Origin of the sequence: Actinokineospora enzanensis DSM 44649, assembly GCF_000374445.1 — a bacterium.
Taxonomy (GTDB): Bacteria; Actinomycetota; Actinomycetes; order Mycobacteriales; family Pseudonocardiaceae; genus Actinokineospora; species Actinokineospora enzanensis.
In genome coordinates this window covers 89,913-105,958 of the sequence record NZ_KB894406.1, presented here as the reverse complement: position 1 = coordinate 105,958, position 16,046 = coordinate 89,913, and the positions used below count along the sequence as shown (strand labels likewise).

16 protein-coding genes are annotated in these 16,046 nt (G+C 71.7%); 7 read left to right on the top strand and 9 right to left on the bottom strand.

Annotated features, from left to right (window positions below; all coding sequences use genetic code 11):
• Position 1 precedes the first annotated feature (1 nt).
• The 5 genes from C503_RS38435 to C503_RS0107360 are packed head-to-tail and all read right to left on the bottom strand — an operon-like array spanning position 2 to position 4,193.
• Positions 2-277, bottom strand: a complete 276-nt coding sequence (locus tag C503_RS38435) for an acyl carrier protein (protein WP_051114767.1) — start codon at positions 275-277, stop codon at positions 2-4.
• On the bottom strand, positions 277-1,638 hold the full coding sequence (locus C503_RS0107375; protein WP_018681544.1) for an acetyl-CoA carboxylase biotin carboxylase subunit: 1,362 nt from the start codon (positions 1,636-1,638) through the stop codon (positions 277-279). Before C503_RS0107375 ends, C503_RS38435 begins: the two co-directional genes overlap by 1 nt.
• Before the next feature lie 4 nt (positions 1,639-1,642).
• Entirely contained in the window at positions 1,643-2,167 is a 525-nt protein-coding gene (gene accB / locus C503_RS38430; protein WP_018681543.1) for an acetyl-CoA carboxylase biotin carboxyl carrier protein, read from the bottom strand.
• Between the two features lie 26 nt (positions 2,168-2,193).
• The gene (locus tag C503_RS0107365) at positions 2,194-3,864 is read right to left on the bottom strand and encodes an acetyl-CoA carboxylase carboxyl transferase subunit (RefSeq protein ID WP_018681542.1); all 1,671 of its coding nucleotides are present in this window, start codon (positions 3,862-3,864) and stop codon (positions 2,194-2,196) included.
• Complete coding sequence (locus C503_RS0107360) at positions 3,861-4,193, bottom strand: TcmI family type II polyketide cyclase (RefSeq protein ID WP_018681541.1); 333 nt, start codon at positions 4,191-4,193, stop codon at positions 3,861-3,863. Before C503_RS0107360 ends, C503_RS0107365 begins: the two co-directional genes overlap by 4 nt.
• Positions 4,194-4,540: 347 nt before the next feature.
• Between C503_RS0107360 and C503_RS0107355 the strand changes: the two genes are divergently transcribed.
• The gene (locus C503_RS0107355; RefSeq protein WP_018681540.1) at positions 4,541-5,017 is read left to right on the top strand and encodes a nitroreductase/quinone reductase family protein; all 477 of its coding nucleotides are present in this window, start codon (positions 4,541-4,543) and stop codon (positions 5,015-5,017) included.
• A 284-nt stretch (positions 5,018-5,301) separates the two neighbouring features.
• Here the strand turns inward: C503_RS0107355 and C503_RS0107350 are convergent, their stop codons facing one another.
• The gene (locus C503_RS0107350; protein ID WP_018681539.1) at positions 5,302-5,994 is read right to left on the bottom strand and encodes a response regulator transcription factor; all 693 of its coding nucleotides are present in this window, start codon (positions 5,992-5,994) and stop codon (positions 5,302-5,304) included.
• Positions 5,991-7,199 carry a sensor histidine kinase gene (locus C503_RS0107345; protein ID WP_018681538.1) on the bottom strand — a complete coding sequence of 403 codons (1,209 nt, stop codon included), beginning with the start codon at positions 7,197-7,199 and terminating at the stop codon, positions 5,991-5,993. The genes C503_RS0107350 and C503_RS0107345 overlap by 4 nt, the downstream gene beginning before the upstream one ends.
• Positions 7,200-7,840: 641 nt before the next feature.
• Here C503_RS0107345 and C503_RS0107340 point away from each other — a divergent pair.
• The 6 genes from C503_RS0107340 to C503_RS38425 all read left to right on the top strand — a co-directional run bounded on the left by C503_RS0107340 (position 7,841) and on the right by C503_RS38425 (position 14,261).
• Complete coding sequence (locus tag C503_RS0107340) at positions 7,841-8,818, top strand: thiamine pyrophosphate-dependent dehydrogenase E1 component subunit alpha (RefSeq protein ID WP_033400328.1); 978 nt, start codon at positions 7,841-7,843, stop codon at positions 8,816-8,818.
• Between the two features lie 39 nt (positions 8,819-8,857).
• The gene (locus C503_RS0107335; RefSeq protein WP_018681536.1) at positions 8,858-9,877 is read left to right on the top strand and encodes an alpha-ketoacid dehydrogenase subunit beta; all 1,020 of its coding nucleotides are present in this window, start codon (positions 8,858-8,860) and stop codon (positions 9,875-9,877) included.
• Positions 9,874-10,269 (top strand): nuclear transport factor 2 family protein, encoded by a 396-nt coding sequence (locus C503_RS0107330; RefSeq protein ID WP_018681535.1) that lies wholly within the window; start codon positions 9,874-9,876, stop codon positions 10,267-10,269. Before C503_RS0107335 ends, C503_RS0107330 begins: the two co-directional genes overlap by 4 nt.
• 11 nt (positions 10,270-10,280) lie before the next feature.
• A complete protein-coding gene (locus C503_RS0107325; protein ID WP_018681534.1) occupies positions 10,281-11,693 on the top strand; it encodes an FAD-dependent oxidoreductase in 1,413 nt (470 codons plus the stop codon).
• Positions 11,694-11,767: 74 nt separating this feature from the next.
• Complete coding sequence (locus C503_RS0107320; RefSeq protein ID WP_245572424.1) at positions 11,768-13,423, top strand: outer membrane protein assembly factor BamB family protein; 1,656 nt, start codon at positions 11,768-11,770, stop codon at positions 13,421-13,423.
• A 91-nt stretch (positions 13,424-13,514) separates the two neighbouring features.
• Positions 13,515-14,261, top strand: coding sequence for a hypothetical protein (locus C503_RS38425; RefSeq protein ID WP_018681532.1), 747 nt, complete (start codon positions 13,515-13,517; stop codon positions 14,259-14,261).
• A gap of 68 nt (positions 14,262-14,329) precedes the next feature.
• Here the strand turns inward: C503_RS38425 and C503_RS0107310 are convergent, their stop codons facing one another.
• Together C503_RS0107310 and C503_RS0107305 are read right to left on the bottom strand one after the other, a co-directional pair.
• Positions 14,330-15,067 carry a class I SAM-dependent methyltransferase gene (locus tag C503_RS0107310; RefSeq protein ID WP_018681531.1) on the bottom strand — a complete coding sequence of 246 codons (738 nt, stop codon included), beginning with the start codon at positions 15,065-15,067 and terminating at the stop codon, positions 14,330-14,332.
• Entirely contained in the window at positions 15,064-16,029 is a 966-nt protein-coding gene (locus C503_RS0107305) for a PLP-dependent cysteine synthase family protein (protein WP_018681530.1), read from the bottom strand. The genes C503_RS0107310 and C503_RS0107305 overlap by 4 nt, the downstream gene beginning before the upstream one ends.
• Between the last annotated feature and the right edge of the window lie 17 nt (positions 16,030-16,046).

Genomic DNA, 16,046 nt, shown 5'->3' with positions numbered 1-16,046 from the left:
GTCACGCCACCTCCCGGTTCACGGCGTTCTCCGCGTTCTCCGCGATGAAGTCCGCGATCTCCTGCACGCGCATCTCCAGCGCGTCCTCGGGGATGTGGACGCCGTAGCGGTCGAGCACGACCGCCTGCAGCTCCATCGACGCCAGCGAGTCCAGGCCCAGCTCCAGCAGCGTGCCCCCGGTGTCGGCGAACGCGCTCGGCGCCAGCCCGGCGCTGCGCACCAGGATGTCCTCGACCTCCCGGCCCAGCTCGGCGGTGTCGAACCTCTGCGTGGTCATCAAGCCTCCTTCTGCCATGCCTGCAACCGGTCGACCAGGGCGGTCGAGTGGCCTGCCTTGCGGAACTCCGGGTCGGCCACCACCCGTCGCAGGAAGGGGATCGTGGTGCGGACGCCGCCGCCCGCGATGTCGAACTCGCCGAGCGCGCGGTCCATCCGGTCCAGCGCCTGGTCCCGCTCCGGCGCCCAGACCACGACCTTGGCCAGCAGCGAGTCGTAGTGCGGGCCGAGCACGTAGCCGGTGAAGGCGTGCGTGTCGACCCGGGTGAACGGGCCGCCGGGCAGGTCGAAGCAGGTCAGCGGGCCCGGGGTCGGCGCGAAGTCGCGGTCCGGGTCCTCGCCGTTCACCCGACACTCGACCGACACTCCATTGAGGACGATGTCGTCCTGGGTCAGGCCAAGCGGGTGCCCGGCGGCGACGAGCAGCTGCCAGCGGACCAGGTCGATGCCGGTGACCGCCTCGGTGACGGTGTGCTCCACCTGGATCCGGGTGTTGATCTCCATGAAGGAGAAGTCCTCGGCCTCGTCGACGAGGAACTCGAAGGTGCCAACGCCGGTGTAGCCGACGGCGAGCGCGGCGCGGACCGAGGCGGAGGTCATCGCGGCGGTGGTGGCCGGGGTGAGCGCGGGCGCCGGGGCCTCCTCCACCAGCTTCTGGTGGCGGCGCTGCACCGAGCAGTCCCGGGTGCCCAGGTGCACGCCGTTGCCGTGCCCGTCGCAGAGCACCTGCACCTCCACGTGCCGGGCGCGGGCAAGGTAGCGCTCGATGTAGACGCGGTCGTCGCCGAACACCGCGCGGGCCGTGGCGCGCGCCCGCAGGAACGTCTCCACCAGCTCGTCGGCCGCGGTGACGATGGCCATGCCCTTGCCGCCGCCGCCCGCGACCGCCTTCACGATCACCGGGTAGCCGATCCGGGCCGCCGTGGTGACCGCGTCCTCGGCCGTGCCGATCGGGGCGACGCTGCCGGGCAGCAGCGGCAGCCCGGCCTCGCTCATGATCTTTCGAGCCGACGACTTGTCGCCGAGCGCGGCCATCAGCCCCGGCTCCGGTCCGATGAAGGTGATCCCGTTGGCCGCGCACACCTCGGCGAAGTCCGGGTCCTCGGACAGGAACCCGTAGCCGGGGTGGATGGCGTCGGCGCCGGTCTGCAACGCGGCCTCGACCACCGACGGGATGTGCTGGTAGCTGCGCCTGCCCGCGGCCGGTCCGATGTGGACGACCTCGTCGAAGTGGCGCAGCGCCCGGGGATCCCGGTCCGCTGTGGAGTAGACGCCGACCGTGGCGATGCCCAGCTCCCGGCAGGTGCGGGCGACGCGCAGCGCGATCTCGCCCCGGTTGGCGATGAGCACCTTGGCGAACACGGCGCTACCCCCTTCCGGCGGCGACCGGCTCGGCCGCCCGCTCCAGGGCGATCCGCAGCAGCGGCTGGCCGAACTCGACCGGGGCGGCGTCCGGCACGAGCACCTCGACCACGACGCCCGCCAGCTCGCTGCCGATCGGGTTGAACAGCTTCATCGCCTCGATCACGCCGATCGTCTGGTCCACCGCCAGCCGGTCGCCGACCTCGACGAACGGCGGCCGGTCCGGGCCGGGCGCGCGGTAGAAGGTGCCCACCATGGGCGAGTCCACCACCGCGTAGCCGTCGTCGGCCGTCTCGGTCGACGGGGCCGGGTCGGGCGGCTCCGACGCGGGGGGCTGCGCCGGAGCCGCCGACACCGGGGTCGCGGCGGCCACGGCCTCGGGCTGCCACTCGACCTCGATGGTGGTCTCGCCGGAGCGCACCCGGACCCGGCGCAGCGGACCGGACAGGTCCTCGGCCAGCCTGCGGGTGTGCTCGCGCAACTCGGCCAGCAGGTCCGGGCCGGGTCGCTCGCCTTCTGTGCTCGTCATCGTCTGCTCCTCAGGACCGGGTCGGGTCACGCGTCGCGCAGCAGTCCGGCGGTGCCGAACGCGCGGAACCGCGCGCGCCGCGCCCGCACCAGGTCGTCCGGGTCCATCGCGGACAGCTCCGCCAGACCCGCACGCAGGGCCGCGCCCAGGTTCGCGGTGGCGGCGGCCGGATCCGCCGCCGCGCCACCGTCCGGCTCCGGGATCACACCGTCCACAACGGACATTCCGAGCAGCTCGCGGGCGGTGATCCGCAACGCCCGCGCAGCCTCGGCGGCGGACTCCGCCGTGCCCCACAGGATCGACGAGCAGCCCTCGGGACTGATGACCGAGTAGGTGGCCCGCTCGAACATCAGCACCAGGTCGCCCACGGCCAGCGCGAGCGCGCCGCCGCTGCCGCCCTCGCCGGTGACCACGGTGACCACCGGGACCGGCAGCTCGAACATGGCCAGCACGTTCTCCGCGATGGCGAGGGACTGCCCACCCTCCTCCGCGTCCTTCCCGGGATACGCGCCCGGAGTGTCCACAAGGGTCACGATGGGCACGCCGAGCCGGGCGGCCAGGCGCATCACGCGCAGCGCCTTGCGATAGCCCTCGGGACGAGGCATGCCGAAGTTGCGGGCCAGCAACTCCTTGGTGTGGTGGCCTTTCTGGTGTCCGATGACGGCCACCGGCGTGCCGTCCAGCAGGCCGAAGCCGGCCACGACCGCCGGGCAGTCGGCCCGCGCGCGGTCGCCGTGCAGCTCAACGAACCCGTCGACCAGGCCCGCGATGTGGTCCAGGGTGGTCGGCCTGCCGGTGTCCCTGGCGGCCGCGACGACGTCCCACGGGTCCAGCGGGGCCAGGTCGCCCGGGTCGCAGGCGAACGCGTCCGGCACGCCGTCCGGCGCCGGGCCGGGGCGGGTGGCCGCGAGCAGCCGGGACAGCCAGCCGCGCAGGTCGCGGCGGTGCAGCACGGCGTCCACGTGGCCGTGGTCGAGCAGGAACCCGGCGGTCTGGAAGTCCTCGGGCAGCCGCTGCCCGATCGTCTGCTCGATCACCCGCGGTCCGGCGAACCCCATCCGCGCGCCGTGTTCGGCCACCACCACGTCGGTGCTGGTGGCGAACGAGGCCGCCACACCGCCGTAGGTCGGGTCGGTCAGCACGGCCACCGACAGCACGCCCGCCGCGCGCAGGCCCGCCAGCGCCTGGCTGACCTTGGCCATCTGCATCAGCGCCAGCACGCCCTCCTGCATGCGCGCCCCGCCCGAGGCGGTGACCACGACCAGCGGCCTGCGCTCGCGCAGCGCCACCTCGGCGGCGCGGGTGATCAGCTCGCCGACCGCCGCGCCCAGGCTGCCGCCCATGAACCGGAAGTCCATGACGGCCAGGCAGACCCCGACGCCGCCGATCGCGCCGGTGCCGCAGAGGACCGCGTCGCCCAGGCCGGTCGCCCGGCGGGCGTCCACCAGGCGGTCCCGGTAGGGACGGGAATCGGTGAAGCCCAACACGTCCGTGGCCAGCACCCGGCAGGCCAGGGCGGTGAACTCGCCGTCGTCGACCAGCTGGCGCGCGCGCTCGGCGGCGGTGAGCCGCCCGTGGTGGTCGCAGTCCGGGCAGACGCCCAGGGTGCGGGCCAGCTTCTTGGCGTAGTGCATGGTCGAGCAACCGGCGCAGCGCGACCAGGAGCCGGTATCGGACTCGACGCGCGCGGTGGTCACGACCGGCCCCCGTTCGGCTCCCAGGTGTAGAAGCACTGCGCCTGCGCGTCCCGCGGGGACTGCCAGGTCGACAGGTACGGGGTGATGAACGGCCGCAACCGCTCGCTGACCCGGGTGAACTCGGGGTGCCTGCGGGCGGTCTCCACGGCCTGCAGGCCCAGCTCCTCGGTCTCCAGCAGGTGCACGTACAGGTCCCCCAGCCGGTAGAGCGACCGGTGCAGCACCCCGGCGACGCGCGGCAGGTCGGTCTCGTCGGACTCGGCGAAGATCCGCGCCACCTCGCGGTCGGCGTCCGGGGCGATCTTGGCGAGAATCAGCGACCGGTTCAAGAGTCCTCCCGTGTCTCGACTTCGTACTTGTGTTGTGGTGGAACGGGTTCCGGCGGTCATTCCACACCGGACGGCCGTTCCGAACATTCCTGTGAAACCTCTCAGGACGAGTTCACCCCGCGCCGGTCCCACCGTCGTGAGCCGGCTGTCCTGCGGGCGATGGGACGATTGGCCGGGGTGCGGGTGCGACCTTCTCCCCCGCATCGGGTGGACCTTGGTCGCCTGCACGGTGCTTTCTTTCAGGGGCCGAAGGAAACGCTTCTGCCGACGCGCGTGGTCCCTAGACTCGGGGACAATGGAGGCGGAACCAGCGACCCGCCCCGAACCCGACACCCAAGGAGGGACACGTGAGCGGAACCGCCCGCCTGTCACCGGAGGGCAAGCGCGGCAAGCAGCTCAGCGGCTTCGACCGGCTGCTGGCCAAGTTCTTCACCGGCACCCACCGCAACATCCTCAAGCTGACCGGCAGCCGCGTCATGTCCCGCATGGGCGGCAACGAGATCGGCATCCTGACCACCACCGGACGCAAGAGCGGCAGGCCGCGCAGCCACCCGGTGATCACCGTCCCGGACGGCGCGGACCGGCTCATCGTGGCCACCAACGCGGGCGCGGCCAACCACCCGTACTGGGTGCGCAACGTGCTGGCCGACCCGAAGGTGGAGCTGTCACTGCGCGGCACGACCCACCGGATGACCGCGCGCGTGGTCGGCCCGGACGAGAAGCGGGAGCTGTGGCCGCGGCTGGTCGAGGCGTACCGGATGTACGACACCATGCAGAACAAGACCGACCGCGACATCCCGGTCGTCCGTCTGTCCCCCGCGTGAGCGACCCCGGCCGGGCACCCCACCCGGCCGGGTTACCGCACGCACCGAGTCCACAAGCCCACGACAACCCACTCGCCTGGTCCACAGACCCACGACAATCTCGGACACCGCGGCGACAACGCATCTGCCAGGCCGGAAACGACGCCAGACAGAGACCCCACCAAGCCGGGAACGACGCCCGGCAGGGATCCCCACAAGCCGGGGACGATGCCCGGCGGAGATCATCCGAAGCCGGGAACGATGCCGGGCGGGGATGAGGGGGTGGGTGGCGGGAGGAAATAGCTCTAGTGCCCCAGGCCTGCTCGGCGGGCCTCCACGGCCGCCTCGGTGCGGTCCAGCAGGCGTAGCTTGGCGAAGATGCGGGACAGGTAGTTGCGCACGGTCTTCACCGACAGGCCCAGCTCACGCGCGATGGCCGCGTTCCCGCGCCCGTCGGCCACCAGTTCCAGCACCGCGCGTTCGCGGTCGGTCAGCTCCGGGAACGGTTTGCCCGAGGCGGCCGGTTTGGTCAGGTGCTCGACCACCCAGCCGGACACCAGCGGGTCGAACAGGATGCTGCCCGAGCACACCGTGTCGATGGCCCGGCTGACGTCGTCGCTGGCCGCACCCTTGAGCAGGTAGCCGCGGGCGCCCGCGCGCATGGCGGCGAAGAAGGTGTCCCGGTCCTCCAGCATGGTCACGATGATCACCGAGGTGTCCGGCCACTTGCCGACGATGGTGCGGGTGGCCTCGATGCCGCTCACCCTGGGCAGGTTGACGTCCATCAGCACGACCCGCGGCCGCAGCTGGGAGGTCAGGCTCAGCGCCTCGGTGCCGGTGCGGGCCTCGCCGATCACCCGGACCGTGGGCAGGCCGTCGAGCAGCAGCCGCAGCCCGGAGCGGTAGACCGGGTGGTCGTCGGCGATGAGCACGTCGACCCGGTCCGGCGCGGGTTCGCGGGCGGGCCCGGGGCGGGTCCACGCTGACAGGTCCGTCACGGCCGCCTCCCCGGGTCGTCCGACAGGGGGATGGCGGCCAGCACGGCAAGACCGCTCGGTTCGCGTGGTTCCAGCCTGCACCAGCCGCCCTGTTCGCGGGCGCGGTCGGCGATGTTGACCAACCCGCTGCCGGACGTCTCGGGGGCGGGGCCGCTGCGGCGGGGCAAGGGGATGCGCGCGGCCGGGATGCCGACGCCGTCGTCCACCACGGCCACCCGGATCGCGCCCTCGGCGACGGTGAAGGACACCGCGCAGTGCCGGGCGCGGGAGTGCTTGAGCATGTTGGTGACCGCCTCGCGCAGGATCCAGTAGGCGGCCGCGGCCCGGTCCCTCGGCACCCGGTCGACCTCGCGGTCCAGGCACAGCTCGATCCGGACCCGGTCCCCCACCACCCGGTTCATCCGGTCGATCATGGTCGAGACGGCGGTGGCCACACTCGACCCGCAGGGCTGCGGCCGCGGCGGCTCGTCACGCGCCGAGGCGAACCGGCGGACCTGGGCGACCAGGGCGGAGGTCTCGGACCGCACGTCGGCGAGCAGCTCGGTGGCCTCCTCGGGGTCGGCGCCCAGCAGCTGCTGCACGACCTCCAGTTGCATGGCCACGCCCACCAGCGACGACCCCACCTGGTCGTGCAGGTCGCGACGTAATCGGACCAGGGTGGTGTGGTGCCCGCAGGCGGGGCCGCAGCCGGGCTCGTCCCGGCCGATCCCGGGTCGGCCGCGGTCGCCGCCGGGTCCGGGGCGTGGGGCGGGCGCGGTCTCGGCGGTGTCCGTGCGCGTGCCCGCGCGGCTCTCGGCCCGCGGTCGGGCCGACGCGGCGGGGGCCTCGGCCTTGGCCAGGTCCGGGCGGGACGCGTCGGCGCGGGCGGACTCGGTCCAGGCCCGGCCCGCCGCGCGGTGGCCATCGGTGGCGCGCGGGTTCGGCTCGCCGGTCGGGTGGGTCGGGTGGGCCGCGTTGATCGAGCCTGCCGCGTTGATCGAGTTGGTCGGGAGCACGGCGTCGGTGGTCTTGCCCAGGTTCAGCAGCCGGTCGAACGGCGCCTCGGCCTCGACCGGCTCCGGCCTGCCCGCCCGCGCCAGCTCGGTGGCGAAGCGGTACCAGACCCGCTGCGCGGGCGTTCTCGGTGCCGTGCCGTGCGGGTTGCTGTCGCCGGTGAGGCGCCCCAGCACCAGGGCGCTCAAGGTCAACCGATCGAGTATTCCCATGAGGTGAAGCCTCCCCCAACAACAGTGGCTCGACCGCGGGTCACCAGCTGAGCATCGATGCTGTCGGACAGTAACCGAACATAGTCGCGTCCGACCCGGCTCAGCAACTCTCCGAATTGCACCGACGGGCCCGAGACAACCATGTCGGCCGAACGGCAGTCCACTATCTGTCACGAATCTTGCCTGTTCGCGGTATGTCCACTCGGGGACCGCGAGTGCGTTCGGACGATCCCAGCCGACGAGGAAATCCACCTGGTATTCCGGGGCCGCCCGTCCCGGTACGGTCCGGGAACCCCGGGCAGCCACGCGGAGTGATCATGGCTGCTCGGCGCCGTCGACACCCGGGCTGTCCTGCGTGGACAGCGGGCCGCGTCGGTCCATCCGGGACCCGGGACCGGTCATTCCACAACGGTCCCGTGCCCCGCATGGAGCAATATCGGGATGGTTGCCGTCACCGCATGCCACGGATAGATTCGGGCACCGAACACCACCGCCGACCGTCGATTACCGCGAAATCCGCGCGGTTACGCGAAATCCAGGCGAGAAACGCACGCGAACGGTCCCGCCCGACGCGCCGGGTACCGCCGTGCGGCCGATCACCCGACCGGAGCACCGCGCCGGGACCGTCGAAGGGCCAGCACATGCCGCAGCGCGATTCCACCCACCCGGAAATCCGGATCTATCGGACAATGCGCACAATCCGCGTCTTCGAGGAGCGACTGCACGCCGAGTTCGCGGCGGGTGGCGTCCCGGGCGCCGTGCACCTGTACGCGGGCCAGGAGGCGATCGCCGCGGGCGTGTGCGCCGCCCTGGCCGACGACGACTACGTGGCCAGCACGCACCGCGGGCACGGGCACGCCATCGCCAAGGGCTGCGACGTCACGGCCATGATGCTGGAGATCCACGGCAAGGCGGGCGGGGTCTGCGGCGGCAAGGGCGGCTCCATGCACATCGCCGACTTCGACCGCGGCATGCTCGGCGCCAACGGCGTCGCCGCGGGCGGGGTCCCGCTCAGCGCCGGTGCCGCGCTGAGTGCCAAGGTGCGCGGGACGGACCAGGTCAGCGTCGCGTTCGTGGGCGACGGCGGCGCCAACCAGGGCGCGTTCGCCGAGTCCCTGGTGCTGGCCAGGGTCTGGAACCTGCCGGTGGTGTTCGTGGTGGAGGACAACGGCTACGCGCAGGCCACCGGCACGCGGTTCCACCTCGACGGTCGAGACGTCGCCCCGCGCGGGGAGGCCGTCGGCGTCCCGTCGGTCGTGGTCGACGGCTACGACGTGATCGCCGTGCGGGACGCGGCGGCGGAGGCGGTGGCGCGGGCGCGTTCCGGCGGTGGGCCGTCGCTGTTGGACTGCAAGGCGCACCGGTTCTTCGGCCACATGGAGGGCTGGGACCAGCAAGGCTACCGGGGCGCGGGCGAGGTCGACCGGCTGCGCTCCGAACACGACTGCCTGGCCATCCACACCCGACGGCTGCTCGCCGACGGCACCGCGGGCTCCGCCGAGCTGGCCGCCGTCGACGCCGAGGTGGCCGAGCTCGTCGACGCCGCCGTGACCGCCGCGCGGTCCGCGCCCGACCCGGACCCGGCCGAGCTGCTCACCGACGTCTACGCGGCCGTCTGATTCCTCCCCAATCCCAGACGAGAGCGGAGGTACCCGCACATGACCCGCGTACTGACCTACCTACAGGCGATCGGCGAGGCGTTGGCCCAGCAGATGGGCCTGGACCCGACCGTGGTGGTGTTCGGCGAGGACAACATCGGCGGCACCGGCTGCGACGGCACCCTCGGCCACGCCTGGGGCCCGACCCAGGGCCTGCACGAGCGGTTCCCGGACCGGGTGTTCGACACCCCGATCACCGAGGCGGCGTTCGTCGGGGCGGCGGTGGGCGCGGCCGCGACCGGTCTGCGCCCGGTGGCCGACCTGCTGTTCGTCGACTTCGCCGGGGTCGCGTTCGACCAGGTCCTGAACCAGGCCGCCAAGCTGCGCTACATGGCAGCGGGCCGGGCGGGCGCGCCGCTGGTGCTGCGCGCGATGTGGGGCGCGGGGCTGCGGCGCGGCGCCCAGCACTCGCAGGCGCTGTACCCGGTGTTCGCGCACATCCCCGGCCTGAAGGTGGTGCTGCCGTCGAGCCCGGCGGACGCGAAGGGCCTGATGGCGGCCGCGATCCAGGACCCGGACCCGGTGGTCTTCTTCGAGCACAAGATGCTGTACTTCAGCCGCGGCGAGGTCCCCGAGGAGCCGTACGTGACCCCGCTCGGCCAGGCCGCGGTGGTCCGGCCGGGCACCGACTGCACGATCGTCGCCCTGGGGCGCATGGTCCAGGTGGCCCAGGAGGCCGCCGCCGAGCTGGCCGGGACCGGCGTCGAGTGCGAGATCGTCGACCCGCGGACCATCTCGCCGCTGGACACCGAGACCATCTACGCCAGTGTCCGCCGCACCGGCCACCTGGTCGTGGTCGACGAGGCCAACCCGCGCTGCGGCGCCGCGAGCGACATCGCGGGCCTGGTCGCCCAACACGCCTTCGACGCGCTGCGCGGCCCGGTGCGGACGGTCACCGCCCCGCACGCGCCCACCCCGTTCAGCCCCGTGCTGGAGGACGCGTACGCGCCCTCGGCCGGGCAAGTCGTGGCCGCCGTGCGCGCCACGGTCCCCTACGCCGAACAGGAGCGAGCATCATGATCGACCACCCGAACGTGCGGCTGATGCGCCAGGTCTACGACGCCTTCGGGGTCGGCGACGTGGACAAGGCCGGTTCCTACTGGACCGAGGACGCGGTGCACCACTACCCGGGCCGCAGCCCGCTGTCCGGCGAGCACCACGGCCTGCAGGAGTCGATCGCGTTCGCCACCAAGATGTTCGAGCTGACCGACGGCAAGCTGCAGATGGACGTGCTGGAGCTGGGCGCGTCGGACAACCACGCGTTCGCGCTGCTGCACACCCGTTACGAGCGCAACGGCCGGGTGCTGGAGATGCCGTTCGTGAACGTGGCCCGCATCGAGGACGGCAAGATCGCCGAGTTCTGGACCTATCCGGACGACCTGTACGCCATCGACGAGTTCTGGAACGCGTGAGGGGGCGGACGATGGGTCTGACGGCGATCGTGGTCGGTGGCAGCGTCCTCGGCCTGGGCACGGCCCTGGCCCTGGCCGACGCGGGCCATCGGGTGCTGGTCCTGGAACGCTCACCGGAGACGCTTCCGTCCGATGTGGACGAAGCGGCCCAGTGGCACCGTCCGACTGTCCCACAGGGGTTGCAGTCGCACGCGTTTGCCTCACTGGGGTGCAATCTGCTGCGTGACCGGGCTCGTGATGTCTACGACGGACTGTTGGCGATCGGGGCGCGTGAGATCAACCTGGCCGACACGCCTCCGCCTACTTTGGACGGTTTCGAGCGGGTCCCGGCCGATGACGACCTGCGGATGGTGCTGACCCGACGGTCGACGTTCGAATTGGTACTTCGGTCGCGGGTGCTCGCGCGGCCGGGTGTCACCGTGCGGACCGGGGCCACCGTGCGCGGGTTGGTCGTGGACGGTGGGCGGGTCGTCGGGGTGCGGCTGGAGGACGGCGAGACGGTGTCCGGCGACATCATCGTGGACGCGACCGGTCGGAAGACGGCGGCCGACACGTGGTTGGCCGAGGCGGGGTCACCCGCTCGGGAAGTGGTCAGTGAGAGCTGCCGGATCGTCTACTACACGCGGTACTACAAGCGTTTGTCCCCGGTGCCGCCCGGGCCGTTGAACCGGGGGTTCGGGGCCGGTGGCCTGTGGGATCACTACACGGCGGTGCTGTTCCTGGGCGACAACGACACGTTCTCGATCTCGTTCGGGGTGCTGCCCGAGGACACGGCCCTGAAGTCCCTGCGCGAGGAGGCCGCGTTCACGGCGGCGGTTCGGGCCACCCCGTTGCTGGCAGGCTGGGTGGCGCCGGGGAACTCGGAGCCGATCTCGCCGGTGTATTCGATGGGCGGCCTGGACAACTCGCTGCGGACGCCTTCTCGCGTGCCCGGCTTCTTCGCGGTCGGGGACTCGGTGTGCACGACGAACCCGTCCTATGGGCGCGGGGTGTCGTTGGGGCTGCGGCACGCGTATGTGCTGGCCGATCTGCTGGCCTCGCATCCGGTGGTGGATGCCGCGCAGGCCGAGGAGTTCGCCGCGCGGAGTGAGGCGTTGGTGCGGCCTTGGTATGAGGAGGCGGTGGCCAACGATCGCGGCCGGGCCGGGCTGTGGGAGGCGACCGTCCAGGGACGTGCGCCGATGCGGCCGCCAGCGGGAATGGTGACGTTCGGGACCGCGGTGGCCGCGGCGAGCAAGGACGCCGAGGTCTGGCGGCGGGTGGCGAACGTGATGATGATGCTTCGCGAGCCGCGAGAGCTGTACGCGGACGAGGAGATTCGCGGACGGGTCGGGAAGGCGTTGGCCGGTGGTCCGCCGCCGCAGCTGCCCGGGGCAGGCCGGGAGACGATGCTGGCCGCGGTGCGCGGCGTTCCGGTGGGCTGACTCGTTTTCGCCGGATGGCGTGGGGGCCCGTTTTCCGGTCTCCCACGCCATCACCTATGTGAGGGGTGTTCTCGTTGGGTATCAACAGAAATCAATGGCGGATCGCGGGTGTGGTCGCGGCCGTGGCGCTTGTCGTTCCGGTGGGGATCGGGGTTCGGGCCGTCCTGAACACGCCTGCCGCCGAGCCGGAGGTGGCCGCCCTGGGGTCGCGCACGGCCGAATGGCCCACCTGGCAGAAGGACATGTCCGGCAGCCGGTTCAACGGTGCGGAGAAAAAGATCACGCCCGCCACCGTCGGCAACCTCAAGCTCAAATGGGCCTACACCTACCCCTATGTCCCCTACGCCCGCATGGGCAGTCAGCCCGCCGTCGTCGGCAACGTCCTCTATGTCGGCGGCCCCGACGGCAGGTTCCGCGCCCTGGATGCCAGGTCCGGCGCCACCAAATGGACCTACGACCTCCCCGCGGGCCCCGGCACGGCCGACAACCCGAACCTGATCCGCGACGGGGCCGCCGTCGCGGGCGACACCGTCTACTTCGGAGACAGCCGGGGCTATGTCTACGGTGTGGACAAGAACACCGGCGCACACCGGTGGTCGACCCAGGTGGACACCCACGCCGCCACCTGGCTCACCAGCTCCCCCATGGTCTTCGACGACAAGGTCTACATCGGAGTCTCCTCCAACGAGGCGGGCTCCGCCAACAGGCCCGACTACGCCTGCTGCTCCTTCAGCGGCCACGTCGACGCCCTCGACGCCAGGACCGGGGCCGTCGTCTGGAAGCTGCCGCTGATGCCGCCCGCCAAGCAGATCGGCACCTGGCCCAGCGGCGCACCCAAGCTCGGACCGGCGGGTGCCGCGATCTGGTCCAGCCCGGTGATCGACGAGGCCACCCGCACCCTCTACGTCGGCACCGGCAACGCGCACATCGGCACCGGGGCCGAGAAGACCGAGAACATCGACGCCGTTCTCGCCGTCGACCTGGACCGGGGCACCATCAGGTGGAAGCGGCAGATGGTGTTCGACGACGTGCACAACCAGTCGTGCACCTGGCCCGACCCGGCCGAGTACTGCCCCTCCCACTACGACGGGACCGCGCAGAACTTCGACTTCGGGGCCACCGGCAACCTGTTCCGCATCGGCAACCGCACGGTCCTCGGCATCGCGCAGAAGGCAGGCGTGTTCTGGGCCCTGGACGCGCGCACCGGACAGACCGTGTGGCAGACACGGCTCTCCACACCGAACATGGCGCACGAGGACCCGGGGAGCGCGGGTGTGCCGTGGGGCAGCAGCTTCGACGGCAAGCACATCTACGTGGCCACCTGGCGCGGCAACCCGGCGACTCTCTTCTCCCTGGACGCGCGCACCGGCCGGATCGAGTGGAAGTCCGTGCACCCGGCGGACGGTTGCGGCACCGGCGGTGCCGCCAAGTTCGCCGATCTCTGCGAGCGCGCCTACCCGTCCGCCGTCACCGCCACCCCGGGCCTCGTCTACGAGGGCAGCGCGGACGGCAAGATGCGGGTTTTCTCCGCCGCCGACGGGAAGCTCCTCTGGCAGTTCGATGCCGTGCAGACGTTCCAGGGTGTGAACGGGCAGGTCGGCATGGGCCGGGCCATCGGCGCGAACGGCGGCGCCGTGGTCGTCGACGGGATGCTGTACGTCCAGGCCGGGTACTACCCCTTCTATCCCACCGACAACAAGGGCACCGTCCTCCTGGCCTTCGGCGTGTAGGTCTTGCCAATCCCGCGGATGGGTGCATACTGACAGCGATAGAATCATTCAACACATGTAACTATCTCGCCAGCCCGGCGGAAGGACGATCATGACCACTGCCCCGCAGGAGGCCCCCGGCCGTTCGGCGGCCCGGCACGTCGGGCCGCCGCTGGCCGCACCGGCGCTCGCGTTCCTGCTGCTGTTCGTCGCCAGCCTGGTGCTCGGGCCCATCCTCGGCACCGGCCCCACCCCGTCCCCGTTCTCCGACCCGCAGACCGTGCAGGACTACTTCACCGGCAGCCACACGGCCCTGCAGGTGAACGGCTTCCTCCAGTTCGACGCGGCGATCGCGCTCGCGGTGTTCACCGCGGTGTCGGTCTCCCGGATGCGCTACCTGGCGCCGAACGTGCCCGGCCCGGTCATCGGCGGGATCGGCGGCATCCTGGCCTCGGCGTTCCTCGGCCTCAACGGCCTGCTCCAGTGGACACTCGGCCAGGCAGGCGTCACCGACGACCCGACCCTGGTGCGGGCGCTGCAGTACCTCTTCTTCGCCCTGGGCGGTCCCGCGCACACCGCGGGCCTGGCCCTGCTGATCGCGGGCATCGCGGTGACCGCGCTGTTCCTGCGCGCCGTGCCGCGCTGGTTCGGCATCGTGGGCGTGGTCATCGCGGCGATCGGGGTGCTGTCGCTGCTCACGCTGCTGTCGAAGGACGTGGCGATGCTGATCCCGATCGGCCGGTTCACCGGCATGCTCTGGATCGTGGCCGTGGCCTTCCTGCTGCCGCGCAGCAGGCCGCGGCGGCAGCCGGAGGCACCACAGGTTACCGCCCAGGAGCCGGTGAAGACCGGCCGGTAGAGCCTCTGCGAAGAGGGAACAACAGGGAAGGTGGGCCCCGGAATCGCTCCGGGGCCCACCGCTGTGCCCTACTTGACCGCGACGATGACCCGGTTCATCAGCTCCGCGGGCGGCGTCTCCACGATGTCCACCTGGGAGAATCCCGCGCGCACGAGGGCGTCGCGCCAGTACTCCGGGGTGGTCAGGATCTCGCCGTCCTCGCGCATGAACCGCGGCAGCAGGTCGACCTGCAACAGCATCCGCTCGAAGCAGGCCTCGCGCAGGTAGTGGCGGGCCTTGGCGGTGAGCAGGTCGAGCACGTCCGTGGCCCGCTCCGGACTCCCGGCGGGCCCCATCACGCGGCAGAACTGGTCGGCGTTGACGAAGCTGCCGCCGGGCCGCAGTACCCGGAAGATCTCGGCGGCGGCGGTGTCGTAGGCGTCGAGCTCCATGTGGTGCAGGGCGAAACTGCTGATCGCGACGTCGAAACTGGCGTCCGGGAACACCGACAGGTCCTCGGCGATGGCTTCGAGGAACCGGATGTTCCCGTCGCCCGCGAACTTCTTCTCCGCCGCCGCGACCATGGTCGGCGCCGGGTCGACGCCCACGATCGCGGCCGCAGGCAACGCCTTCCGGCACAGCGAGGTGAGCCGCCCGGTCCCGGAGCCGATGTCCAGGATCTCCGCGGCGGTGCGCGGCAGCCGGTCGACGGCGGTGGCGAGCAGCACGACGTTCGACTCGTCGGTGTCGAGCACCTTGTCGTAGTCGATGACGACGTCGTTCCAGTGCGTCCTGCTGCCGGTATCGTTCTGAAAAGTCTCGGTCATGGCTGGCCTTCCTCGGTCAGTCCGTCCCAGATGGACAGATAACGCTCCCCGGTGTCCGGCAGGACCGTCACCACGGTCCGCCCTGCCCACCGCTCCCGCCCCGCCACCAGCCGCGCCCCGTGCGCGGCGGCCCCGGAGGAGACACCGACGAACACGCCGAAGCCCCGGGCGAGCTCAAGGGTGGCGGCGGCGGCGTCCTCGTCGGTGATCGTGATGATCTCGTCGATCACACTCCGGTCGGTGACGTCGTTGACGAACCCCCCACCGATCCCCGGGATCCGGTGCGGTCCGCGCTCACCACCGGAGAGCACCGGCGACCCGGCGGGCTCGACGGCGACGACGTGCACGTCCCGACGTTCCTTGAGATAGCGGGCGACACCGGAGAGCGTGCCGCCGGTACCGACGGCACAGACGAAGACATCCACCTCGCCATCGGTGTCGCGCCAGATCTCGGGAGCGGTGGTCTCGTAGTGCGCGGCGGTGTTGCCGGGATTCCTGTCCTGGTGCACCAACCACGACCCCGGGATGTCCCGCTGCACCTGCTCGGACAGCACGATCGCCCCGGCCAGCCCCTCCTGGAACGGCGAGTACACGATCTCGGCCCCGAACGCCGTGAGAATCGACCGACGCTCCGCGGTGGCGTTGTCCGGCAGGATGATCACACACCGATGCCCACGCACGGCACACATGGCGGCGAGCGCGATCCCGGTGTTGCCGGAGGACGCCTCCACGACGACCCCGCCGGTGGCCGGAAGCTCACCGCTCTGCTCGGCCTGCCGCACCATGTACAGCGCGGCCCGATCCTTGACGCTGCCCAACGGGTTGAACATCTCCAGCTTCGCCAACACCCGCACGTCCTCGCGCGCCCCTGGCAACGCGAGCTGCAGTAGTGGCGTCTCACCGACCAGGTCGTCCATCGACTCCGCCACCCGCAACGGCGCGGGCGCCCATGTGCCGGTCATCGCATCCTCCCATCTCG